The sequence below is a fragment of the Brenneria rubrifaciens genome (assembly GCF_005484945.1).
Taxonomy (GTDB): domain Bacteria; phylum Pseudomonadota; class Gammaproteobacteria; order Enterobacterales; family Enterobacteriaceae; genus Brenneria; species Brenneria rubrifaciens.
Genome location: NZ_CP034035.1, coordinates 1,716,490 through 1,742,203, shown reverse-complemented (window position 1 = coordinate 1,742,203; position 25,714 = coordinate 1,716,490). Strand labels below are relative to the sequence as shown.

The window sequence follows — 25,714 nt, the reverse complement described above, 5'->3', positions numbered from 1 at the left end:
ATTAGCATGATTAAATGCCTTTAACATGATCCAAAACAAAAACTCACAATAAGTAATATCATCTGGTTGTAAAGTCGCCAGATGCGCACAACACAGTGGGGTGGATTGCCAGAGTGCGGTACACTCTGTGTATTACGCCCTGACTGAAAAATCCCTTATGCCTGGAAAATTTTATTTCGCACTGGCATTCGTCTGGCTGGCATTGCCCGCAATGGCGGCTCCGCCGCCTGCGACAACGTCCTCGCTCACGCCTGACGCACCGCTGCCCTCTATCCGCCAAAGCGGTTTCGTCTATTGTGTAAATGACGTGCTGAGCACGTTCAATCCGCAGATGGCGCGCAGCGGCGTCACCATCGATACGCTGGCCGCGCAGTTGTACGATCGTCTGCTGGATGTCGATCCCTATACTTACCGCCTGATGCCGGAACTCGCCCAGCGCTGGGAAGTGTTGGACAACGGTGCCACCTACCGTTTTTATCTTCGCCGTGACGTGCCGTTTCAAACCACGGACTGGTTCAGCCCGAGGCGCAAAATGAACGCGGACGATGTACTGTTCAGCTTTCAACGCATGTTGGACGATAAACACCCTTATCATGATATCAACGGCGGCGATTACCCCTATTTCGATAGCCTTCAGTTTGCCGATTCGGTACAAAGCATCCGCAAACTGGGTGAGTACGCAATAGAGATTCGGCTCAACAGCCCGGATGCCTCTTTCCTGTGGCATCTGGCCACCCACTATGCTCCGATCCTTTCCGCCGAATATGCACAAACGTTGGCGGCGGATGATAAGCAGGCGTTGATCGATCGGGAGCCGGTGGGCACTGGCCCGTACAGGCTTGACGAATACCGTAGCGGACAATATATCCGTTTGACGCGCAACGAAGCCTACTGGCGTGGACAGCCCCGGATGCGGCAGGTGGTTGTCGATCTGGGATCAGGCGGAACGGGGCGTCTGTCCAAACTGTTGACCGGCGAATGCGATGTGCTTGCCTACCCCGCCGCCAGCCAGTTGACGACCTTACGCAACGATCCGCGTCTGCGGCTGTCGTTGCGTCCCGGCATGAACGTCGCTTATTTGGCGTTCAACGTGCGTAAACCGCCGCTGGATAACCGCCAGGTACGGGAAGCGATCGCGCTGGCGATCAACAATGACCGGCTGATGCAGTCCATTTATTACGGTACGGCGGAAACGGCCGCGTCGATCCTGCCGCGGGCGTCCTGGGCCTATGATAATGAATCGCAGGTAACCGATTACAACCCGGAGAAGTCCCGCCAACTGTTGCAAGCGCTGGGCATGACCAATCTCAGCCTGCGCTTATGGGTGCCCAGCGCGTCGCAGTCCTACAATCCCAGCCCGCTAAAGACCGCCGAGCTGATTCAGGCCGATCTGCAGCAGGTCGGTATAGAGGTGACCATTGTGCCGGTGGAGGGACGCTTTCAGGAAGCAAGGCTGATGGAAATGAGTCACGACCTTACGCTGGCGGGCTGGGCAACCGATAGCAATGATCCAGACAGTTTTTTCCGCCCACTGTTGAGCTGTGCGGCCATTCGCTCTCAAACCAACTATGCTCACTGGTGCGACCCGGCATTTGATGAGGTGTTGCAAAACGCGTTGTCTTCACAGCAGTTGTCAAAGCGCATCGAATATTACCAACAGGCGCAAAAAATACTGGCGGAACAGCTTCCTGTCTTACCGCTGGCATCGTCCTTGCGTTTGTTGGCCTATCGTTATGATATGAAAGGCTTGGTGCTCAGTCCGTTCGGCAATGCTTCTTTTGCAGGCGTATTCCGTGAACAGCCTCAGACCACCCAGCCACAGTCAGCTTCTTCACAGGACACCGTTGAAGGGGAACAACCGTGATTATTTTTACGCTGCGTCGACTGGTGCTGTTGCTGGTGACGCTATTCCTGCTGACGCTGGTGGGATTCAGCCTAAGCTATTACACGCCAAATGCGCCGCTTAACGGCGCGGCGCTGTTTGACGCCTATCATTTTTATCTTTCCAGCCTGTTACAAGCCGATTTTGGCCGCTCCAGCATCAATGGTCAGGCGATTAGCGAACAGTTGAAAGAGGTTCTTCCGGCCACGATCGAGCTTTGCGTACTGGCCTTTATAATGTCATTGCTGGTGGGCATCCCGCTGGGCATCACCGCTGGCGTGATGCAGAACCGCGGGCCGGATATCGTTATCAGCACGCTGGCGCTTATCGGCTTTTCGCTGCCGGTTTTCTGGCTGGCGCTGCTGCTCACGCTGTTTTTCTCTCTTCATCTCGGTTGGCTGCCGGTTTCCGGGCGCTTCGATCTGCTCTATCAGGTCAAGCCTGTCACCGGATTTGCGCTGATTGACGCCTGGTTGTCTGACTCGCCCTATCGCGGCGAGATGATAGTCAGCGCCATTCGTCACCTGATTCTCCCTATCACCGTACTCGCCGTGGGACCGACCACCGAAGTGATCCGGCTGATGCGCATCAGCACCACCGAGGTGATCGGTAAAAACTACATCAAGGCCGCCGCCACCCGCGGATTATCCAAGCTCACCATTATTCGCCGTCATGTACTGCATAACGCGCTGCCGCCGATTATACCCAAACTGGGATTACAGTTTTCCACCATGCTGACGCTCACCATCATTACCGAGGTGGTGTTTAGCTGGCCGGGTTTGGGACACTGGTTGATCAACGCCATTCGCCAACAGGATTACGCGGCTATCTCGGCGGGGGTCATGGTGGTCGGGTCGATGGTGATCACGGTTAACATTCTGTCTGATATTGGGGGGGCGATGACAAACCCGCTAAAACATAAGGAATGGTATGCCCTACGATAACGTTTACAGCGAAAAACGTTTGCCCAGCCGTCTGGGAGACACCTGGCGGGTATTTCATCAGGATACGCTGGCGATGATCGGTTTTTACGGTTTTCTGATCCTGTTTGGCCTGTGTCTGTTTGGCAAGCTGTTGGCGCCATACGAAGTGAACCAGCAGTTTTTGGGCTATCAACTGCTTCCGCCCTCCTGGTCGCACTACGGTGAAGTCTCTTTCTTCCTCGGCACTGACGATCTGGGCCGCGATCAGCTCAGCCGCCTGCTCAGCGGCGCGGCGCCGACGGTAGGCTCGGCGTTGATTGTCACCCACGTCGCCGCACTATGCGGTATCGTGCTGGGCGTCATCGCGGGGGTAACCCACGGGCTGCGTTCCGCGATGCTCAACCATATTCTTGATACGCTGCTCTCCATCCCGTCGCTGCTACTGGCGATTGTGGTGATTGCGTTTATCGGCCCGAAACTGGAACACGCCATGCTAGCCGTCTGGCTGGCGCTGCTGCCTCGCATGGTGCGAACCATCTACAGCGCCGTACATGATGAGATGAACAAAGAGTATGTCATCGCCGCCCGGCTTGATGGCGCGTCGACCGTTTACATCATCTGGTATGTGGTTTTGCCGAATATTGCCGCCCTGCTGGTTTCAGAATTTACCCGCGCGCTGTCCATTGCCATTCTGGATATTGCCGCATTAGGCTTTCTCGATCTGGGGGCGCAGCTTCCTACCACGGAATGGGGGGCGATGCTCGGCAGTTCGCTGGAGCTGGTCTATGCCGCGCCGTGGACCGTCATGTTGCCCGGCGGCGCCATTGCCCTCAGCGTGTTGATCGTTAATCTGCTTGGGGATGGTCTACGCCGCGCCCTGGTCGCAGAAACGGAATAATGGCGGAGACGAAATTATGCCACTACTCGATATTCGTAATCTGACCATTGAATTTCTGACCTCGGACGGCGCCGTCAAAGCCGTGGATCGGGTCAGCATGACGCTGAACGAAGGGGAAATCCGCGGGCTGGTGGGTGAGTCGGGTTCCGGTAAAAGCCTGATCGCCAAAGCCATCTGCGGGCTTGCCAAAGACAACTGGCGGGTAACGGCCGACCGTTTTCGTTTCGACGATGTCGACCTGCTGAAACTGTCGTCACGCGAACGGCGCAAGCTGGTGGGCCATAACGTTTCCATGATTTTTCAGGAGCCGCAGTCCTGTCTTGACCCGTCGGAAAGCATTGGGCGCCAGTTGATACAGGCCATCCCCGGTTGGACGTACAAAGGCCGTTGGTGGCAACGCATCAACTGGCGTAAACGCCGGGCCATTGAGCTGTTGCACCGCGTTGGCATCAAAGATCATAAAGACATTATGGGCAGCTACCCCTATGAACTAAGCGACGGGGAGTGCCAGAAGGTGATGATCGCCATTGCGCTGGCGAATCAACCGCGCCTGCTGATTGCCGATGAGCCCACCAACGCGATGGAATCCACCACGCAGGCGCAAATTTTCCGTCTGTTGTCGCGTTTGAATCAGAATAACAGCACCACCATTCTGCTGATTAGCCATGACCTGCAAACGATGAGCAAATGGGCCGACAGAATCAATGTGCTTTACTGCGGTCAGACGGTGGAAAGCGCGACCAGCGAAGACCTGATTGCCGCGCCGCATCATCCCTATACGCAGGCGCTGATTCGGGCGATGCCGGACTTTGGCCGCTCATTACCGCATAAAAGCCGCCTGAATACGCTACCGGGCGCGATTCCCTCGCTGGAGCATTTACCAGTAGGTTGCCGTCTGGGGCCCCGCTGCCCATATTCACAAAAACAATGTATGCAAACCCCGCTGCTACTTTCCGCTAAAAACCATTGGTATGCCTGCCACTTCCCGCTCAACATGGAGGAATCCTGATGGTCGAAACCCTGCTTGAAGCCCGAAATCTGACCAAAACATTTCGCTACCGAACCGGCCTGTTCCGTCGCCAGCATGTTGAAGCGGTCAAATCCGTGAGCTTCACCTTACGTGAACGCCAGACGCTGGCGATTATTGGCGAAAACGGCTCAGGAAAATCTACGCTGGCGAAAATGTTATCAGGCATGATTGAACCGACCTCCGGTGAATTGCTGATCGACGATCATCCCCTGCATTACGGCGACTACCCTTACCGCAGTCAGCGTATTCGGATGATCTTTCAGGACGCGGGCAATGCGCTGAATCCCCGCAAACGCATCGGTCAATTGCTGGATGTCCCGCTGCGGCTTAATACCGATCTCAGCGGGGAAGCGCGTGAAAAGGCCATTAATCAGGCGCTGCAACAGGTTGGTCTGCGGTCCGATCACGCCTATTACTATCCACATGCATTGGCTCCCGGCCAGAAACAGCGTGTCGGTCTGGCCCGCGCCCTGATCCTGCAACCCAAAGTCATTGTGGCGGATGAAGCGCTGGCCTCGCTGGATATGTCTATGCGATCACAAATTATCAATCTGATGTTGGAACTTCAGGAGAAGCACGGTATCTCTTATATTTATGTCACCCAGCATCTGGGCATGATGAAACACATCAGCGATCAGATCCTGGTCATGCAGGCGGGCGAAGTCGTTGAACGCGGCAGCACGGCGGACGTGCTCGCCTCACCGCTGCACGATCTGACTAAGCGCCTTATTGCCAGCCATTTTGGGGAAGTACTGAGCGCCGACGCCTGGCGGCGTGACGGCGCACAAAGTTGAGTGTGAAAGATGGCGAACAGCTCGGAGTACCCCAATCTGCTTCAGACATGGTAGAATCGACCGCTTTATTCATCTCGATCATCATGAAATAATTCTTTTTACCACTGATGATCGCAGCAACAATGATCACAAGGATTACTGTTATGGGTTTTCTTACCGGTAAGCGTATTCTGGTAACAGGTGTTGCCAGTAACCGCTCCATTGCCTTCGGTATCGCGCAGGCTATGCACCGTGAAGGTGCTGAACTGGCATTCACGTATCAGAACGATAAACTGAAATCTCGCGTTGAAGAGTTTGCCAAGGAACTGGGGTCGAGCCTTGTCCTGCCCTGTGATGTCGCGGAAGATGTAAGCATCGAAGCGCTGTTTTTTGAACTGGCTAAAGTATGGCCGAACTTTGATGGCTTCGTTCATTCCATTGCTTATGCGCCGGGTGAACAGCTTGACGGCGACTATATTGATGCCGTCACCCGTGAAGGTTTCAACATTGCCCACGACATCAGCTCTTACAGCTTCGTCGCAATGGCAAAAGCCTGCCGTAACATGCTGAACCCGAATTCCGCGCTGGTTACCCTGTCCTACCTGGGAGCAGAGCGCGCCATCCCTAACTACAACGTGATGGGTCTGGCAAAAGCCTCTCTGGAAGCGAACGTACGCTACATGGCAAATGCCATGGGCGCACAAGGCGTGCGTGTTAATGCCATTTCAGCGGGCCCAATCCGTACGCTGGCCGCATCCGGTATCAAAAACTTCAAAAAAATGCTGTCTCACTGTGAAGCCATTACGCCAATTCGTCGTGTGGTGACCATTGAGGATGTCGGCAACACAGCGGCATTTCTGTGTTCCGATCTCTCTGCCGGCATCTCCGGTGAAGTCCTGCATGTCGATGGCGGTTTCAACATCACCGCGATGAGCGAATTAGCGCTGGATTAATACGCTATACCGCCGTTTTCCATGCCCCACTCCGTTGGGGCATCGTCAACTCTCCCTATAACGTGCTTTGCGCCTCATCCTATCCTGCACTGATAAGCGCATAGGCGCTGTCCAGTGGTTCAAAATCGTAATGACGCTGAGAAGAGAGGATAATTTCTTTATTTTTGGTGACAAAGATAGCTTCTATTTCCGGTTTAGCGCGTAAATAGTCAACACTGGCCTCAACCCCCATGCCATAAAGCAATGTGGTGTAAATATCACCGTCAATAGAGTTGTCCGAAATAACGGTGACGCTGTGCAATTCATTATCCAGCGGGTATCCGGTTTTGGGATTCAGAATATGGTGATACACCCGATCGTTCACGGTAAAAAAACGCTCATAAACGCCAGACGTCACCACCGACTTATTAATGACCTTGATAACGCCAAGCAAACTGTTTCTGTCCGCGAACGGCTTTTGTAACCCCACGCACCACTGACCCTGCGTGCATGAACGGCCGACGGCAAGGACGTTGCCGCCGAGGTTGATCAGTGCGTGATAAATCCCGTTCTGATACAGCACCCCCCGGATAAGATCCGCAATATATCCTTTGGCGATGGCCCCCAAATCGATTTCCATGCCCGCGCGCTCCAGAAAAACGGCGCCGTCGTCGTCATTGAGCATAACGTGTTCGGGATGGGACAATTCGAGCGCTTGCGCGATTTTTTCCACCTCAGGCACCGCGCAACCGCTGAACCCTATTTTCCACAGTTTCACCACCGGGCCGATGGCAACATTAAAGCAACTGTCTTTGATCAAACTGACCGCCTTAGCCTGCTTGATGAGGCTGAAGACTACTGGGCTGACCGTCACCGCATTTTGCCCCGCCGCGTGATTAATGCTCATCACTTCCGACTGCGGACGATTGACGGTCAAACGATCTTCGAGTTGTTTGATATGGTGAAATACCTGTTTAACCAGCATTTCATCATGAACGAACATTTTTATTACAACCGGGCTGCCCATCAGATGAGCGGTATAGGAATAGGTATCGTTTGCGGATTTCATGATAGGCAGGTCAACGCGGCAGGTGAGATTAGAGAGGCGCCCTTACGGACGCACTCCCTGTATACGATTACGATGAACAAGCGGTTATGAAGCCGCCTCGAGCAGAACGTCCCTATCCTCAACGTTTACCAGCGCGGTGTTATCCGGCGATTTCGCGTAGGCGGCCGCCTGTAAACCGGATCGAATACCGAAAATAATGATATCCGCCACGGCATTGCCGCCAATGCGATTGGCGCCATGAATACCGCCGACGACTTCTCCGGCGGCATAGATGCCGGAGATAATCTGTTTACGGCTATCCAGGACTTCGGTATTGGCATTGATCACCACGCCCCCCATGGTATGGTGCACGCCGGGCGCCACGTTGATGGCGTAGAAAGGCGCGCGATCGAGCGGGTCGCGCATGCCGGTGGTTCTGCCAAAATCGTCGTCGTGCTTGTTGTTGACAAAGACATTATACCGGTCGATTGTCGTTTGCAGCGTCGCCGAATCGATACCCAGCTTTTCCGCCAGTTCAGCGATACTTTCACCACTCACGGTTAGCCCTTGCGATACGTATTCCTCAACCGCCTGGTTGCGATCTCTCACCTGCTGATCGAACAGAATATAGGCGGATTTTTCCGGCAAGTTAACAATTGCCGCTGAGACGTTATCCCGGGTATCCATTTCATTGAAGAATCTTTCGCCGCGCTGTGAAACCAGAATTGCACCGCCGCCGCGGATAGATTCAGAGATCAAATAAGAGGTGGTTTGTTCCACCGTCGGATGGGTTTGAATTTCCCCCATGTCAACGGTATCCGCACCCAATTTCTCCAACAGGCGAATACCGCCGCCGGTTGCCCCCTTGTGGTTGGTTGTCACAAAACCATGCAGATCCGGCCGGTATTTAACCACCATCGACGTATTGGCGCTGAATCCGCCCGTCGCCACGATAACGGCTTTGGTCGCAATGATTTTCTCTTCCTTCTCATCATTAATGATGCGCACGCCCGTCACCTTGCCCTGTTCCTGAAGGATTTCCGTCACCGCGGTATCCAGCATGACATCAATATTCCGTTTATTGAGGTTTTTCACCAGGCCGCTGATTAAATAGCCGCCGACCGCGGCGCCGCTGGCAGGACGATGGGTTCTGTCGACGCTCATGCCGCCGGTGGTGGTAATGTCGCTCAGCTCAATATCATGTTCGGCCAGCCAGTCAATCGCTACCGCTGCATGCTCAACGAAATATTTCACCAACGCCGGATTGTTTATGTGCTTGCCGCTTTTCAACGTCTCGTTGTAGAACAGATGCTGACTATCCTCAATGCCCTTGATTTTCTGGAAAACGGTTTCAGCGGCGTTCATCCCGGCCGATGCTTTGATGGTGTTGCCGCCGATAACCGGCATTTTTTCAATGATGACGACATTGGCGCCCGCTTCGCTGGCCTGAATCGCCGCGGCCAGCCCCGCCCCGCCGCTGCCGATTACCACCACATCAACCTCCTGATCCTCATCAGGATTACCGCCTTCCTCAAGAATGGCGTCCTTGAAGGATTTTACCATCGCTTTGGTAACGGCTTTCTTAATCGCTTCACTTTGCGTTGTCGCGCCGGTTACCGCGTCGACATGCGGACTGTTGGTATCTAAAATCCGGCTCCTGATCACGTCAAAGCTGATTAGCAGCGATTCGTCAATCCCGGCGTTATCTTCCAGTTCAATATTTTTTATCCGATCTGACTCAAAGCTGACATTCACTTTCAGCTCAACGTTTTCATCCTGTACGTTTTCCTGATAAACCCCGGCTTTAAATTTTTTCCCTTTTAAATTCACATCCCGAATCATCGCTTCGACTAATGAAAAACGCCATAAAGGTTCGGGGATCATTAATGCTTCGCGCTTGTCGCTATCGATATAAAGTTTGATATCTTGTTGCCCGGCGACGCGATCGATCCAGTCAGGATAAGCAATGCATCCTCTGCCGACCGCGACCAGATCATAACCATTTTCCAGCGCCGTTTGCGCATCCGTTTTATTGACGACATCCCCGACGCCGATTACCGGAATTGCCGCTAGTCTGGACGAGCGTCCGGCGACATATTTTTTAATCAGCGGGGTAGGATCATCAATATCGACCAATGACGAACGCAAAATATTCCCCATTGAAAAGTGAACATAATCCAACCCTTTTTCCGCCAGTTTTTCCAACAGGTATATAGTGTCGTCAAAACGAATACCGGGTTCTTCTATTTCCTCTGGAGAGAATCGATAACCGATGATAAATGAACGGTCCGCATATTTATTTACCATTTCATGAGTAATATCCAGAATGGCCAACGGGAATTTCGCCCGGTTATCTCTGCTGCCGCCCCATTTATCGGTACGCTGATTTGAGTTGGGAGAATAAAACTGCTGAATCAGATAGGTATTGGCGCCGTGAATTTCCACACCGTCAAAACCCGCTTGAATCGCGCGGTGTACCGCGTCGCCGAACTTTCTGATCATCGCCTCAACCTCGTCGCCCGTCAACGCAACCGGCGTGGCCGCGCCAGCTCTGGGCGCCGCCAGCGCGCTGGGCGCAACCGGCGTGGCGCCGCCGATAAACCGGGGTTCCACCATCCGGCCGCCATGGTAAATTTGCAGCACAGCTTTCGACCCCCTGGCTTTAATGGCGGTCGCGATTTTGGCCAGGCCCGCGATTTTATCGTCCTTATCGATACCTATCGCGCCGGGAAAAGCCAGCCCTTTATCGTCAACAAAACAGCATTCCACAATAACCGTACCGATACTGCCCGCCCGGCTTTCATAATATTCAATTAATTCTTTTGTAACACTCCCGTCGAAAAAACCGCTACACGTCGTCATCGGCGCCATTAATACTCTGTTTTTCAGCGTAACGCCATTCGGTAATGTGAAAGATTTTAACAATTGAACGTTAATATCCGTCATGATGAATACTCCACTTTAAAATAAAAAACTTGCTTAAAAATAAAGCACAATAAAGCCAGGGTCTTTTCGTTCTTCTTTATATTGGCTAATGTCATTACTCACTGAGTATGTGTTTTTTTTAATGTAATAATACGTTTTTTTAATATTTTAACTGCTTAATATAAATACACTTAATAGGGTTATTAGCGATGGGTGTTTTTAATATTGATATTACCTATTTTCATTAACATATCCGCATCTTACGGAGAAATTAAACCATAAATATTTAAGTTTTATGCAACAAAAAACGCAGGGGATCGGCGGCGGATATTTTTGAATGAGGTGAAAGAGGATAATTACTGCTCTTTATTTTTTTAACGCATCATGTTATAGCGGGCATCGACGGCGCAACACCCTGACTTCACGGCCAGACAGCCCGGTTTAACACGCTGTCTGGTTATTTATTTTTCTACTTCTATCCCCCGAAACATTTCTGTTGCTATTCGCGTTCAAACACAGAGGTGCGAACGCCGTTAATGTACAGTGTCCGGCGTTCTCCGACCGGAAGACGAATGGCGGCCCGCCGCCATGCGGGCTGAAAACGCCCTTCCGATGTGAAATTGACATCAATGCGCTGGCTGTCGCAACGGATTTCCCAGCGTAGCCACAGGGCATCGCCCTGCCGCCACCCCCAGGTTTCGCCATCGTCCTCAAACAGCAAACCCTGGTCTTCCCCCGTATCATGAGGCGGGAACAGTAAAAATTCCCGCTGGTCATCCTCTTTAGGACTAACATAGGCGGTACGCCCGGAAAGCGGGATCATGCTGCCCGCGCGAACCAGTAAAGGAAGCCGTTCCAGCGGAGCTTCCAGGCTTATCGTTTGCCCGCCGCTGTACCACCGTCCAGAATAAAAGTCGTACCAGCCCGACTCGCGGGCGGGCAGGTAGACCGCTCTGTGCCGCTGTCCCGGTTCAACCACGCTGGCGACCAGCACGTCACGACCCAGCATAAAATCATCCGTTTCGGCGAACGTCGCTTCATCCTGTTCGTGATCGAGGAACGTGGGCCGGAGCATCGGTTCATCATCCGCGCAGGCCAGCCAGAACAGCGTATAGAGGTAAGGCAACAGCCGGTAACGGAGCGCGATGGCGCTGCGTATTGCCGGGGTCACCGCCGGATACATCCACGGCTCGTTCACCGTGTGATCGTCATTCCAGGAGTGAATGGTGAAACGCGGATGCATCACCCCATTCTGCACCCAGCGGACAAACAGCTCCGCATCCGGTTTGTCGCCGGAAAATCCCCCGACGTCGTGCCCGATGTTGTATAGCCCGGAAAGACTCATCCCAACCCCCATCCGGGTGTTATACCGCAGCGTCTGCCAGTTGGTTAGGTTATCGCCGCTCCAGGTCTGAACATAGCGTTGCATACCGGCGCAACCAGAACGTGAAATCAGATAAGGGCGTAGTGCGGGGGCAAAATGCTGCTGTGCCTCCATTGAGGCGCGCATCATCAGCAGCGGCATCAGAGGGCGGATATGCTTGATCGCCACAGGGTCGCCAAAACCGTGACAGCGGGCCTCGCCATCCCAGACTTCATATTCGTTATTGTCATTCCAGGTGGCGTCAATGCCCTTTTGCAACAACTGCCGGGTCACGTTCTCCTGCCACCAGCTCACCGTGGCGGGATTGGTAAAATCAAGATGCGAACCTTCATCGTCCCAGAAGCTGGAGCGTTCAGGCGCATCGGATTCTGAATCGCGGATAAACAGTCCCTGTGCCGCCACCTCATGGTATTTGGGGTGATCCTGTAACAGACAAGGCTTGATATTCGCCGCCAGTTTAAGACCCGCGTCATGAAATGACTGCGACATCGCCTCCGGCTGCGGCACTTTGTCGTAATTCCAGTTAAAGACATAGCGCTTGTTGTTGATGGAGGTATAACCGGACGACAGTTGAAAGGAGTCGCATGGAATCGCGTGTTGACGACACAGCGCAATAAACTTCAGCAATTGCTGTTGCGCATCCGGCGCATCGGTATAGTGCATGGTGGAACCGCTATACCCCAGACTCCATTTCGGCCCGAACAGCGTCTTTCCGGTTAGGCGCACAAATGCTTTTGTTACATCCAGCATGCGCGGCCCGATAAACAAATAGTAATCCAGATCCCCGGCCTCGGCCTGATAGCGCCGGTAAGCCTGATGGTAATTATCAATTTCATTGCCCAGATCCAGCCAGGTACTGCTCAGATTGTCGTAGAACAGCCCAAAACTGACGTCTTTCCGCCGGGTTAGGGTAAACGGAAGATGTTTATACAAGGGATCGGTGGTTGCCGCGTTGTAGCCCATCGCATCCAGATTTCTGAACTCAAAGCGGCGCCCGGTACGGTTAAGGTCGCCCGTCTTTTCGCCCAGGCCATAATAACGTTCTTCGGGAAAACGCTGCTGATAGTGAGCGACGCCATCCCCGTGCATATTGAGTAAATAGGCGCTGGTCGCCCGATCCTTGACCAGCCGCCGCCACTCGCCCTGCTCGTTAAGATATTCCCACTCCAGCCACAGCGGTTGATGTATCGTCACCCGCATGCGATCGGTGCTGACGCGCAAGCCGTCGTCCTGTTCCAGCAGGGTAAATCCCGGCAGGCTGAAGCCGTCGCTGCTTTCCCGGCATCGGCCCTGCCAGGCAACATCCTGCTGCGGGGCAATGCTCCAGGTTCGTTTCAGTTGCAGTTTACCGTTTTGTTTGATCAGCACCCGGCCCATGTCCGGCTCTAAAATGTACAGGCGAAAAATGTGTTTTCCATCGACAAGCAGCTCCAAATGGTCGGAAGTCTGATGTCGGAATACCCAATTCTTTAGCGTTTTCATGCAGCGTCCTTTTCAGGATGATTAAAGCAACAGTGAGATTAAATCTGGCGGGCTTTCTGGCGGCGCTCGGCAATGAACATAATCAGGAACACCGCGCCAATCAGGTCAAAAAAGCCCATAGCGACAAAGAGCGGATTAAAACCAATGTTGTCCGCCGTCACCCCGATCAACAGCGAAAACAGGAAGCTGGCGATCCAGGCGAAGGAACCGCGCATACCGTTCACCGTCGCCATTTGCCCTTTATCGAATGACTCCACCACCAGCGCGCTGAGCATGCAGGAAATGACCTGATGACCGAACCCGCCGACCGAAATAAGCAGAATCGCCATCCACGGCTCCTGGGCGAGGGTAACCAATGCCAGCGACAGCATAAGGAAGGCGCCGGTAACCGAACTGGCGACAATCGAATTGACGCGCGTGCAGCCAAACAGACGGACATATATGCGGGTCAGGTAACCGCTCGCCACGCTGCCCAGATCGGCGGCCAGAAAAGGCAGCCAGGCAAACATGGCAATCTGTTTCAAATCCATGCCGCGCTCGTTGGCCAGATAGAGCGGCACCCAGAAGCTCAGCACCGCCCAGGCGGGCTCGGCCATGAATGCGGGAATAGCGATACCGTAAAAGCGTTTGTTTTTTGATACCGTTTTCAACGCGGTTAAAAACGGCAGTTTAACTGGCGGCAGTTCATTGTCCTGACGGATAAACGCCAGTTCGTCATGGCTCAGATTGGGGTGATTTTCTGGCTCATGGTAAAACAACCACCACAGCACCACCCAGATCATCGCCAACCCGCCGGTAAACATGAAGGCACCCTGCCAGCCAAAATTGACATGGGCGATGACGACAATCGGCGGCGCCAGCATCGCGCCGATGGAAAAACCGACCCCCGCCCAGCCTGCCGCGACCGGGCGCTCTTTCTTGGGAAACCACTCCCCCAACGTTTTCGCGTTAGCCGGCGTCGCCGCCGCCTCGGATGCCCCCATGAAAAAGCGCACTATCGCCAAATGCAGCCAGCTTCCAGCGCCCGCATGCAGCATACACATCAACGCCCAGATGATCGCGCAGATAAGGAAACCGACCTTCAGGCCAATGACGTCAATCAACCAGCCACACAACGGCTGAAAAATGGTGTAGGCCAGTTGAAAAGCGCCGACAATCCACGAGTACTGTTCCGTGGTGATACCCAGACTGGTTTTCAGTTCCGGGGCCAGTATGCCGAGTGAGTTACGGGTGATGTAGTTGACCGTCACGCCGAGTAAAAACAGCGCCAACATCCACCAGCGAAGATGTTTGAATTTTCGTTTTCCCTTTACCGCAACCGGTGACTGATTAATATCAAGACTCATGATGAACTCCTTGTGGGGAGGTGAGGTTACATTGGTCTGACATGTCGGCAGATGTTTGATATTTTTTGCTTCTGGAGACGCGTCATTTTTTTATTTGTTTGTATTTCATGAAGTTAATGTCTAAGTCGCAATTGCCACTGACAAAAATTGGTTTACCAAAAGGAGACTAGAACAATAAAAAACGACGTGAAACTCACTTTTTTGCAAAAATTTTCATGGTAAGTTCAGAATGAGCGCGGATGGCGTCATCTGACAAGTCGCAGTGCTGTTTTTTGGTCATGAAAACGTTGTCATTGACTAAGTTGAACGGGATCACAAAATGAAAAGAAACCTGAAAATACGTGAAATCGCGGCGCAAACGGGGTTCTCAATCAGTACGGTATCACGCGTTTTGTCGGGCAAATCCAATACCAGCGACGCGGCGAAATCCCACATTCTCGCGTGTGCCCGTCAAAACGGCGTCTTGAACGATCTGGCGACCGGCCGCTTGCTGCTGAATAGCATGACCGTATTTGCTCCGCCGCGTGCATTTGACGTCCGGTCTGACATTTTTTACCACAAAGTGATACAAAGCATTATTGACGCCCTGGCGCCTCATGACGTGCACCTGCGCTACTGCGGACTGGATGAAAACAACAGCGACGTGCCGTTGTTTCTGGAGAAAATGAACGATCCCGAAACAGAGGCCGCGATATTAATCGGTATCGACGATCCGTATATTCATGCGTTGGCCGCCGATATCGGCAAACCTTGTATTCTAATTAATTGTCTCGACCGGAAAATGAAACTGCCGGGCGTTGCGCCGGCTCATCAGTTGATTGGGGAACTTTCGGCGAACTATCTGTTCGAGCAGGGACACCGCGATATTCTGACGCTACTCTGTTTGCGCCGCTATACCATGGAGTTACGTTTAGCCGGCATTTGTGACGCGTATCAGCACCATAATTTGCCTTTCTCCGATCGATACCATCTACTGACGCTGCAAAGTTTCAGCACCGCCGAAGCCGAACAGCGGTTGAAAGCGTTTCTGGCCGATTGTCCGGCTGCGCAAAAACCAACGGCTATTCTTGCGGGAGGCGACTTTATTGCGGTCGGCGCGGTCAACGCGCTGAATCAGGCTGGCTTACGCGTTCCACAGGATATGTCGGTCATGAGCATGGATGGCTTCAATCTGGCCGCCATTCATGATATTCCGCTGACCTCGGTACATGTCCCCCGTGAAGGCCTGGGAGAAGAAGCCGTGCGGCTTCTGCAATACCAACTGATGCGCCCGGACGCGCCCATTGGCAACCTGTTGCTGAACGGTAAACTGGTTATCCGCGACTCCATCCGGCGTCTTCGCCCCAGTAAAACCCACTCGCCGGTGCAGGACGACCATCTCTATGATTGAGGCTTATCAGTTCGGGTTAACCAGTCGCGCGCCGCGTCAAAGAAGTTCTGCGCCAGCGGCGTCGCCCGCCCCGACTGGGCCACGACAATGGCGGCAAGCCTTCGCATGGGCGGTAAGGCGATCGGCCTCACACGCAGGGCCGGTGTCATCTCGGGTATCAGACTGCCGCGCGGTACAATGCCGCAGCCCAGCCCGACGAAAACGCTTTGCATCAACTGCAAAATCGACGTGCTTTCCACCTTGACCCACAGCGAATACCCCATTTCGCGGAAATGGTCATCCAGATAGCGGCGGAAATAGCGGCTCGGCTCCGCCAGACACAACGGCAGTTCGGCCAGATCGTTCAGTGTCAGCGTAGTGTTCCCTGCCACCTGCGGGAAATGCTGTGGGTGGAATAACAGGTCAACGCCCTGCTCCGTCAGCGGCGCGACCTGGAAATGCCACTCCTGCAATGTCGAGAGTTCAAAAAAACCGATACCGACATCCACAGAGTGAGCACTCAATGCTTCCAACAGTTGATCGGCGCTGAATAGGGATATCTGGAAATCCAGTTGCGGATAAATTTCATTCACCGCCGCCAACATGCAGGACAGCGCAATACTGCTTTGAGGAACCGTCCCAATGCGCAATACGCCGCTCACGCCGCGCTTCAGCGCGACGACTTCCAGTTTTAGTCCCTGATAGACGGCAACGATCTCCCGTGCCCAGGCCAGGATGCGTTCGCCTTCGGCAGTAAATCCCACAAAGTTATTTCCCCGATTGATCAGCGACAGATCCAGTTCCCGTTCCAGATTCTTTAACCGCATTGAGAGCGTCGGCTGACTGACAAAGCTTGCCTCGGCAGCACGGCCGAAGTGACGTTCTTTTTCCAAATTGCAGAGGTAAATGAGCTGTTTGATGTCCATAGCGGCAGCCTGTGATGATGTAGGACAACAGTATATCATTGCCCGGCGCTTTCACCGTGCATCAACGCGGGCTGGATGGGTGTAGGGATAATTGCCCGGCCATACCCTGAAAAATTCGAGTTGCAGGACAAAACGTTATCGATTGAACAGCACAGCGCGTTGCCCCTTTGAATCGAAACCAGAGATAGGCGAGTAACAAAGCCAATCCACATGCAACTTGAAGTAGGACGGGTATATACTATTGAATCCATTTGATAAGGCGCCGAGGAGAGGAAACCTGATGATCGATAAGCACTCTTCGATCCCTTTCTATCTGCAAATCGAGCAAATTCTGAGCCAGCAGATTCGTGAAAATGTCCTAACGCCCGGCGATCCGTTGCCGACTGAGGCTGAAATGTGCGAGCAATATCAGGTTTCCCGCATGACCGCGCGTAAAGCGGTGGATTATTTGGTCCGGCAGGGGCTGGTTGAGCGTTTTCGCGGACGCGGCACCTTTGTCGCCCAACCGGATACGCGAATCAAAGTACAGCTCCCGCTCGATCAGCATCTGACATCCAGCGAGGTGGCCAGCACGGTCCATCGACCTATCGTTAACCAGTTACTGCATTTCTCCCGCCAGGCAGCCAGTCAAGATATCGCCCGCCAGCTACAATTGGCTGAAAACGCCAACATCTATTACATGGCGCGTTTGCGGCTGATTGACGGCATCCCTTTTGTCTACGAGCAATCCTGGATGAACAGCGACCTGTTTCCCGACCTCAGCGAGCACCATCTTAGCCGGTCAAAATACGCCTATCTTAAATCCAAGGGGTACGATGCGGTCGGCGGCCACAAGCAGATCTTTGCCGAATTGCCTACGTCAGAGGTTCGCGAGGCGCTGGGGCTGGCACGCGATGAACCGGTGCTGCGCGCCAGCGTCGTCGCGTTCTTTGACGATCAGGTTCCTTTTGAGCTATCGAACGTCTATTACAATCAACGTCACTATACTTTCACGCTGGATGCCCCGCTGCGCTTGCTGATGGGTTGATAACGGTCATTAGGGTGTCTGATGAAAACCTTTATCTCGACCCGCTGAAGCCGATCAGCCAACGCTTTATTTCAGCGCAGGCCAATACCCCTTATTCGCCTCGATCAGCGCATCCAGCACCTTGCGGGCTTTTTTGGCATCCACCACCAGACGATTAAGCGTCAGCGCCTGCAAAGCTTTGCCGTAAGACCCCTCGAACCAGGCTTCGACAGTCAGCCGTTCATAGGCAAACTGCTGCTCAATCATCCCCTTATAGAAGGTAGGAATATTCCCCACGCCATAAGGCCGCGGCCCGTTAATCCCCAACGTCGCCGCCACTTCCACCATCGCGGTGTCGTCCAGATTGTTGACCAGTCCGTTATTTTCCACGATCACCACGAAAATGCGGTGTTGGTTATAGGCGATGGACTCCGCCACTTCGACAATCATGTCGCCATGCGCGTCGTTGTGCACCACGCTGGCATCTTTGGTCGTACCTGCTTTCACCGCGGCGCGGCAGGTTTCAAACACCCGCTTCTCGCGTCCCGCCATCACTTCGTTGGCGCGGGTGAAATTCGGGTCCAGCTTGCTGAGCTTATATTCGGGATAAAGGTAGTATTGCAGATAGGTATTGGGCAGATAGTCCGGGAAATCGTGCAGCATATCGGCCACAACCGCATAGGTATCCAGCCATGAGCGATCGCGCTGCTCCGCATCCGCCGGTTTGAATCCCTGATTGCTGATGATTTCTTTCAACTGCGGCAGCAAATCAATACCCTGACGATCGTACAGATGGGTAAACCAGCCAAAATGATTCAGACCAAAATAGACCGGCTCGAATTCATTCACATCCCGCGCCAGCAAACGCGCGTAAGAGCGCAGCAGATTGACCGGCTGATCGCAGATATTGAGAATTCGCCGATCGTGAGGAAATTTCACCCGTAGCGCATCGGCGACAATCGCCGCCGGATTGGTATAATTGAGAATCCAGGCATCCGGCGAACGGCTACGCACCCGCTGCACCAGTTCGATCATATCGCCGATGGAGCGCATACCGTAGGCAAAACCGCCGGGGCCGCAGGTTTCCTGCCCGATAACGCCCAGCGACAGCGGGATTTTTTCATCCTTTTCACGCATTTCATAGCCGCCGGTACGCATCTGGCAAAATACAAAATCCACCCCGCTAAAGGCTTCATCCACATCCGTGGTGTAGGAAAAATCCAGTTCGGGATACTCTTCGTCAAACAACAGTCGGGCAAAATCGCCGATCACCGCCTGACGCTGCGCATTAACATCAAACATCACCAGCCGCTGTAAAGGGAAGGTCGCTTTACGTTTGCACAGCGCTTTCAACAGTCCCGGCGTCCAGGTTGAACCGCCCCCCACAATTACAATACTGTATCTTTTCGTCATCGCCATTGTCTCTCTCATATGGTTGAAAAAAACGTTACACCGTCACTCCAAGCGCGGTTTTAACATCGTTGGCGATTTTTTCCACTTTCGGACCGTAAATCACCTGAATGTTGTGCTCGTTAACCCGTTTAATGCCATTCGCCCCGGTGGACATTAAGGTTTTATCCTCCACCCGATTCATGTCTTTCACCAGCACGCGCAGACGGGTGAAGCAGCAATCCACCTCTTCAATATTGCTCTCGCCACCCAGACCGGTAATGATGGTTTTGGTACGTTCATCCGCGCTGACCGGCGCAACTTCACGCGCTGTCTCTTCCGCTTCCCGCCCCGGCGTTTCAACATTCATCCGCCTGATAATGAATCTGAAGGTAAAGTAGTAAACCGGAAGATAAATCAGCCCCAGCAACACCGCATACCACCATTGCGTTTTCGCTCCGCCCAGTATGCCGAACACCACCAGGTCGATCGCGCCCCCCTGAATATTGCCGATCATCAGATGCAGCATGGACATCAGCATAAAAGACAGGCCGCTCAACGCCGCGTGAACCAGATAAAGGAGGGGTGAGACAAAAATGAAGCAGAATTCTAGCGGCTCGGTAATACCTGTGGTGAACGAGGCCAGCCCCCCAGCCCACATCAGCGCCTTGACCCGTTTTTTGTGTTCCGGGCGGGCGCAGTGATACATCGCCAGCGCCGCACCGGGCAGGCCAAACATCATGATGGGGACTTTGCCCTGAGCCAGGAATTGGGTGGCTTCACGGATGATGTCGTCACTCATCGCGCCGGGATGGGTTAATGACACATTGAAAATATTCAGTGCGCCGACGATGGTTTGTCCATCCACGCTGGCCACCCCGCCGATTGGCGTAAAACGCACCGTTTCATTGAGGATATGGTGCAACCCGGTAGGGATTAGAATGCGTTCGGAGAACCCGTATAAAAACGCACCGTACTGCCCGCTCTGGCCGATCAGTTCACCTACCCAGGCTATTATCCCTTTGCCGATAACCGGCCAGATGAGCGCTAACCCCAGTCCCACCAGCGGCAGGAAAAGTACGGTGATGATGGGCACAAACCGCCGTCCGCCAAAAAAGCTGATGGCAGTCGGCAATTCAATCGTATAGAAGCGGTTGTGCAGCAGCGCCGTTACCACCCCGGCGATCACCCCGCCCAGCACGCTCATGTTATAGGTAAAAATCCCCAACGTTTGCGTAAACTCCGCCGCATACATCAGCGCAGCGGTATGGTCCATGCCCGCGGCGGTCAGCGCATCAACGGCGGTGGTCACCGGCGTCAGGTTTTGTGCGGCGAGCGTGGCCCTGACCCCGACGTGCATGGAGATAAAACCAATCACCGCAGCAAACGCGGCAGTGGGTTTCTCCGCATTGGCCAGGCCGATCGCGCTGGCGACAGCAAAAAATAGCGGCAGATTGGCAAACAGCGCTCCGGCGATCTGGCGGATAAAACCGATCACCAACTGAGGGATTTTCATATCGGCAAAAGCATCGCCGGTCACGGCCGGATTCTGCATCGCCGCCGCCAGACCGAGAAAAATCCCGGCGGCGGCGATAACCGAAATCGGCATCATTAACGCTTTCCCGAAAGCATGAATTTTAGTGCCAAAATCTTTCATCGTTCGTTTTTCCTGTTTTTCCGTACTGGTTAAGTAATACCCGGAAAACGGAGTTATTTGTATAGACAACTAGACAAAATAATCAGAATCAGCACTGAGTCACATTTTAAACCTCGATAACCCCCCTCTATCCCTCCATAGCGCCATTTGATTAGACGGTGTGACGGACACACCCTAGACTCACATAACAAGAGCAAATATTTAAATTTTTGTTCACATATATAAAACATTAACACCTGCGGATTTAACAATGAATTTCAAACCATCCATTAAGCCATATCGCAATGCTGCTGGGGGCTGGGGTTCTCTGGAGGCCACCGCGCGATTTGTTCTGGACAGCAGACAAGCGCTGAAAAATATTAAAAACTTGTTACGCGTCAATAAATCAAAAGGATTTGATTGTCCGGGTTGCGCCTGGGGCGATGACAACAGCAGCACGTTCAGCTTCTGCGAGAACGGCGCGAAAGCCGTGAGCTGGGAAGCCACGAGCAAAGCGGTAGGCCTCGATTTCTTCGCCGCGCACAGCGTGGCAACCCTGCGTCGACAAAGTGATTATTTCCTCGAATATCAGGGGCGCTTGACGCACCCGATGCGCTATGACCGCGCCAGCGATCGCTATGTGCCCATCAGTTGGGATGACGCTTTTTCCCTGATTGCCGCTCATGTCACCAATATGGCGCATACTGACCGACTGGAGCTTTACACCTCCGGCCGCGCCAGTAACGAAGCATCTTATCTGTATCAGTTGTTTGGACGCATGTTGGGAACCAACAATTTCCCCGACTGCTCGAATATGTGTCATGAAGCCAGCGGCACCGGGCTGAAGCAGAGCATTGGCGTCGGTAAAGGCACCATTCGTCTGGACGATTTTGAGTATGCCGACGCGATTTTCGTTTTCGGCCAGAATCCCGGCACCAATCATCCCCGAATGCTGCACAGCCTGAGCCACGCAGCCAATCGCGGCGCACATATTGTTTCGTTCAACACGCTGCGTGAGCGCGGTCTGGAACGCTTTTCCAATCCGCAAAACCCGCTGCAACTCCTGACGCCGCTCTCCGGCGCCATCAGCGAAACCTATCTGCAACCCAATCTGGGCGGGGATATGGCCGCCGTCCGCGGCATGGTGAAAGCCTTACTGGAAACGCACCGCCTGCGTCTTGCCGCCGGGGAGCCGGGTCTGTTCGATCAGTCGTTCCTGTTCGCGCACACCCGGCAGGTTGACGACTATCTGGCTGTGGTGGATGCCACCAGTTGGCGGAAGATCGAGCGGCAATCAGGATTAAGCGAAACCCAGTTGCGTTATGTGGCAGCCATTTATCAGCAATCGCCCCGCGTCATTTGTACCTGGGCGATGGGCGTGACGCAGCATAAACACTCCGTCGCCACCGTCCGGGAAATCGTCAATTTGCAACTGTTGTTCGGTCAGTTAGGCAGACCAGGGGCCGGGCTATGCCCGGTTCGCGGACACAGTAATGTGCAAGGCAACCGCACCATGGGCATTGATGAAAAGCCTTCCGCCGCGTTTCTGGATCGGCTGGCGTCGCATTTTGATTTCACTCCGCCCTATGCGCCGGGACATAACACCGTCGAAGCGCTGGAAGCGATGCTGCGCGGCGAGGTGAGCGTATTGATCGCGCTGGGGGGAAATCTCGCCGCCGCCGCCCCCGACACCGCGCGTACCGAACAGGCGCTCAGCCGTTGCGATCTGACGGTTCATATCAGTACCAAGCTGAATCGCAGCCACTTGGTTACCGGTCGGGTTGACGCACTGATTCTGCCGGCGCTGGGACGCACCGACCTCGATATGCAGGCTAGCGGGCCACAATTTATTACCGTCGAAGATTCATTCAGCATGGTGCACGCCTCTCAGGGAGTCGGTCAGCCGTTGTCCCCTTTGCAACAATCTGAAACCGCGATTGTTGCGGGGATCGCCCATGCCATATTGGGGAATGAAAAACTGGACTGGTTGGCGCTGGCGGACGACTACGCGCTTATCCGCGATCATATCGCCGCGACCATCCCCGGCTTCGAGCACTTTAACGCCGACTGTGATTTGCCCGGCGGATTTTTTCTGGGCAATGCCGCCGCCGAGCTGCGCTTTAACACCGCCAGCGGCAAAGCGCAGTTCAGCCTCGCGCCGCTGCCCGACTCGCTGTTTCCCCAGTTGGCTGATCAAGCGGCGCCCTTTACCCTGCAAACGTTACGCTCCCACGATCAATACAACACCACGATTTATGGTTTGGATGATCGCTATCGTGGCGTATACGGCCAGCGGGAAGTGTTGTTCATCCATCCTGACGATATCGCGGCGCTGGGGCTGGAAGAGGGCGAGCGGGTGGATATCGAAACCCTGTGGAACGATGGCATCACCCGAAAAGTGAGCGGTTTCAAGCTGGTCGGCTACAACATTCCGCGCGGCAACCTGGCGGCCTACTACCCGGAAACCAACCCGCTGGTGCCGTTATCCAGCTTTGGCGACGAAACTCATACGCCAACCTCAAAATCCGTACCGGTGAGAATATGCCGTAGCGAGCCGGCCGAACCATCACTGCGTATCGCGTGACGGAACCGCACGTCAGGCTTGCCGCCGGCACCCGATTCGCGTAAAACTGTTTGCCGCTAATCGAGCTACTTACAACCGTATTTCTGGACGCCATGTTTCAAGATAATCCGCTGCTTGCACAGCTAAAACAGCAACTTCATTCTCAGACGCCACGTGTTGAAGGTGTCGTTAAGGGCACCGACAAAGGCTTTGGCTTTCTTGAAGCTGATGCGCAAAAGAGCTATTTCATCCCGCCTCCGCACATGAAGAAGGTGATGCATGGCGACCGAATTACCGCCACGCTGCATACCGAAAAAGAGCGTGAGATTGCAGAGCCTGAATCCCTGATTGAACCTTTCCTGACCCGCTTTGTGGGGCGGGTTCAGAAAAAAGACGATCGTCTATCCATCGTTCCCGATCATCCGCTGTTAAAAGAGGCGATTCCCTGCCGCGCCGCGCGTGATGTCAGCCATGCGTTTCAGGAAGGGGACTGGGCCGTGGCGGAAATGCGCCGCCATCCGCTTAAAGGCGATCGCGGCTTTCACGCCGAGCTGACGCAATATATCACCACCGGCGATGACCCGCTGGCGCCGTGGTGGGTGACATTGTCACGTCACAATCTGGAGCAGGCCGCGCCGGAAGCTGACGCGACTGATCGGAATGATGGCGAACTGGTGAGTGAGGATCTGACCGCGCTCAGCTTTGTCACCATCGACAGCGCCAGCACGGAAGACATGGATGATGCCCTGTACGCTCAGGATAACGGCGACGGCACGCTGCAACTGACTATCGCGATTGCCGACCCGACAGCCTATGTCGCCATCGGCAGCGAGCTGGACAACATCGCGCGCCGGCGAGCTTTCACCAACTACCTGCCCGGCTTCAATATTCCCATGCTGCCGCGCCCGTTGTCAGACGATATCTGTTCGCTGCGGCCGAATGAACGCCGCCCGGTGCTGGCCTGCCGCGTCACCATTGGCGCGGATGGGGCGCTGGGCGACGATATCCATTTCTTCGCCGCCTGGATCGAATCCAAAGCCAAGCTGGTTTATGACGAAGTTTCCGACTGGCTCGAGGTAAAAGGCGAATGGCGCCCGTCCAGCGACGCCATTGCCGAACAAATTCGTTTATTGCACCGTATTTGTCTGGCCCGCGCTGAGTGGCGCAATGCCCATGCGCTGGTGTTTAAAGATCGCCCTGACTACCGCTTCCTGTTAGGTGAAAAAGGCGAAGTATTGGATATCGTGGTCGAACCGCGCCGTATCGCTAACCGCATTGTGGAAGAAGCGATGATCGCAGCCAACATCTGTGCGGCGCTGGTACTGCGCGACAAATTGGGTTTTGGCATTTACAACATTCATAACGGCTTTGATCCCGCCTCGGTCGAACAGGCGGTAACCGTGCTGGATACCCACGGGATCAAGGCCGATGCGCAGGCATTACTGACGCTTGAGGGCTTCTGTACGCTTCGCCGGGAACTCGATGCGCAACCCACATCGTTCCTGGATAGCCGTATCCGCCGCTTCCAGTCTTTCGCCGAGGTCAGCACCACGCCAGGCCCCCACTTTGGTCTGGGTCTGGAAGCCTATGCGACCTGGACGTCACCGATTCGTAAATACGGCGATATGATTAACCATCGCCTGTTGAAAGCGGTGATCGCCGGTCAGCCCGCTGACAAACCGCAGGACGAAATTACCGCTCAATTGGCGGAACGCCGCCGCCTGAACCGGATGGCGGAGCGAGATGTCGGCGACTGGCTGTATGCCCGTTTTCTGAAGGATAAAGCCGGAACGGACACTCACTTCCCGGCGGAGATCATGGATGTCACTCGCGGCGGTCTGCGCGTTCGATTGCTGGATAATGGCGCGGCGGCATTCATCCCGTCCTCCTTTATCCATCCCGTGCGCGACGAACTGGTATGCAGCCAGGAGATGGGAACCGTCTCCGTCAAAGGCGAGGTGGTGTACCGTCAGGGCGATAACTTCAACGTGCTGATTGCCGAAGTTCGTCTGGAAACCCGCAGTATACTGGCAAAACCTGCCGCATAACGCGGCGGCTCTTCTCCTTTGGTTGCAGAAAAACACGGGACAATGCGTCGCATTGTCCCGCATCGGCCATCCGGCAAAACGGCTTTCTGGTCAATCGCTTCCCGCGCATTCGCTTTCACCTTTAAATTTATTTACAAAAATTTATTGCTGCTCA

At 54.0% G+C, this 25,714-nt stretch carries 17 protein-coding genes; 10 read left to right on the top strand and 7 right to left on the bottom strand.

Features of this window, described 5'->3' with window-relative positions:
• The first annotated feature begins 157 nt into the window (after positions 1-157).
• The 6 genes from sapA to fabI all read left to right on the top strand — a co-directional run bounded on the left by sapA (position 158) and on the right by fabI (position 6,459).
• A complete protein-coding gene (gene sapA / locus EH207_RS08085; protein WP_137713521.1) occupies positions 158-1,864 on the top strand; it encodes an ABC transporter substrate-binding protein SapA in 1,707 nt (568 codons plus the stop codon).
• Positions 1,861-2,826: a putrescine export ABC transporter permease SapB gene (gene sapB, locus EH207_RS08080; protein ID WP_137713520.1), complete on the top strand. Its 966-nt coding sequence runs from the start codon at positions 1,861-1,863 to the stop codon at positions 2,824-2,826. The genes sapA and sapB overlap by 4 nt, the downstream gene beginning before the upstream one ends.
• A complete protein-coding gene (gene sapC / locus EH207_RS08075; protein ID WP_137713519.1) occupies positions 2,813-3,703 on the top strand; it encodes a putrescine export ABC transporter permease SapC in 891 nt (296 codons plus the stop codon). Before sapB ends, sapC begins: the two co-directional genes overlap by 14 nt.
• Positions 3,704-3,719: 16 nt before the next feature.
• Positions 3,720-4,712 (top strand): putrescine export ABC transporter ATP-binding protein SapD, encoded by a 993-nt coding sequence (gene sapD / locus EH207_RS08070; RefSeq protein WP_137713518.1) that lies wholly within the window; start codon positions 3,720-3,722, stop codon positions 4,710-4,712.
• Entirely contained in the window at positions 4,712-5,527 is an 816-nt protein-coding gene (gene sapF, locus EH207_RS08065) for a putrescine export ABC transporter ATP-binding protein SapF (RefSeq protein WP_137713517.1), read from the top strand. Before sapD ends, sapF begins: the two co-directional genes overlap by 1 nt.
• Positions 5,528-5,670: 143 nt before the next feature.
• Positions 5,671-6,459 (top strand): enoyl-ACP reductase FabI, encoded by a 789-nt coding sequence (gene fabI / locus EH207_RS08060; protein WP_137713516.1) that lies wholly within the window; start codon positions 5,671-5,673, stop codon positions 6,457-6,459.
• A gap of 79 nt (positions 6,460-6,538) precedes the next feature.
• Here the strand turns inward: fabI and EH207_RS08055 are convergent, their stop codons facing one another.
• From EH207_RS08055 to EH207_RS08040, 4 genes are all read right to left on the bottom strand, one after another.
• Positions 6,539-7,507 (bottom strand): FAD:protein FMN transferase, encoded by a 969-nt coding sequence (locus EH207_RS08055; RefSeq protein WP_137713515.1) that lies wholly within the window; start codon positions 7,505-7,507, stop codon positions 6,539-6,541.
• An 84-nt stretch (positions 7,508-7,591) separates the two neighbouring features.
• A complete protein-coding gene (locus EH207_RS08050) occupies positions 7,592-10,432 on the bottom strand; it encodes a flavocytochrome c (protein ID WP_137713514.1) in 2,841 nt (946 codons plus the stop codon).
• A 478-nt stretch (positions 10,433-10,910) separates the two neighbouring features.
• A complete protein-coding gene (locus EH207_RS08045) occupies positions 10,911-13,277 on the bottom strand; it encodes a glycoside hydrolase family 31 protein (protein ID WP_137713513.1) in 2,367 nt (788 codons plus the stop codon).
• A 38-nt stretch (positions 13,278-13,315) separates the two neighbouring features.
• The gene (locus tag EH207_RS08040; protein WP_137713512.1) at positions 13,316-14,623 is read right to left on the bottom strand and encodes an MFS transporter; all 1,308 of its coding nucleotides are present in this window, start codon (positions 14,621-14,623) and stop codon (positions 13,316-13,318) included.
• 319 nt (positions 14,624-14,942) lie between these two features.
• On the opposite strand from EH207_RS08040, the gene EH207_RS08035 reads away from it, so the two are divergent.
• A complete protein-coding gene (locus EH207_RS08035; protein WP_137713511.1) occupies positions 14,943-16,013 on the top strand; it encodes a LacI family DNA-binding transcriptional regulator in 1,071 nt (356 codons plus the stop codon).
• Here EH207_RS08035 and EH207_RS08030 read toward each other — a convergent pair.
• Positions 16,004-16,918 (bottom strand): LysR family transcriptional regulator, encoded by a 915-nt coding sequence (locus EH207_RS08030; protein ID WP_137713510.1) that lies wholly within the window; start codon positions 16,916-16,918, stop codon positions 16,004-16,006. The two genes, EH207_RS08035 and EH207_RS08030, sit on opposite strands and share 10 nt — an antisense overlap.
• Positions 16,919-17,198: 280 nt before the next feature.
• Here EH207_RS08030 and EH207_RS08025 point away from each other — a divergent pair, with 280 nt between their 5' ends.
• Positions 17,199-17,945, top strand: a complete 747-nt coding sequence (locus tag EH207_RS08025; RefSeq protein WP_175413658.1) for a GntR family transcriptional regulator — start codon at positions 17,199-17,201, stop codon at positions 17,943-17,945.
• 66 nt (positions 17,946-18,011) lie between these two features.
• Here EH207_RS08025 and EH207_RS08020 read toward each other — a convergent pair whose 3' ends face one another.
• Together EH207_RS08020 and EH207_RS08015 are read right to left on the bottom strand one after the other, a co-directional pair.
• Complete coding sequence (locus tag EH207_RS08020; protein ID WP_137715301.1) at positions 18,012-19,337, bottom strand: 6-phospho-alpha-glucosidase; 1,326 nt, start codon at positions 19,335-19,337, stop codon at positions 18,012-18,014.
• A gap of 34 nt (positions 19,338-19,371) precedes the next feature.
• Positions 19,372-20,970, bottom strand: coding sequence for a PTS transporter subunit EIIC (locus tag EH207_RS08015; RefSeq protein ID WP_137713509.1), 1,599 nt, complete (start codon positions 20,968-20,970; stop codon positions 19,372-19,374).
• 250 nt (positions 20,971-21,220) lie between these two features.
• Here EH207_RS08015 and EH207_RS08010 point away from each other — a divergent pair, with 250 nt between their 5' ends.
• Both EH207_RS08010 and EH207_RS08005 read left to right on the top strand, forming a co-directional pair.
• Entirely contained in the window at positions 21,221-23,533 is a 2,313-nt protein-coding gene (locus EH207_RS08010) for an FdhF/YdeP family oxidoreductase (RefSeq protein WP_137713508.1), read from the top strand.
• A gap of 92 nt (positions 23,534-23,625) precedes the next feature.
• The gene (locus EH207_RS08005) at positions 23,626-25,560 is read left to right on the top strand and encodes an exoribonuclease II (protein ID WP_137713507.1); all 1,935 of its coding nucleotides are present in this window, start codon (positions 23,626-23,628) and stop codon (positions 25,558-25,560) included.
• The last annotated feature ends 154 nt before the right edge of the window (positions 25,561-25,714 follow it).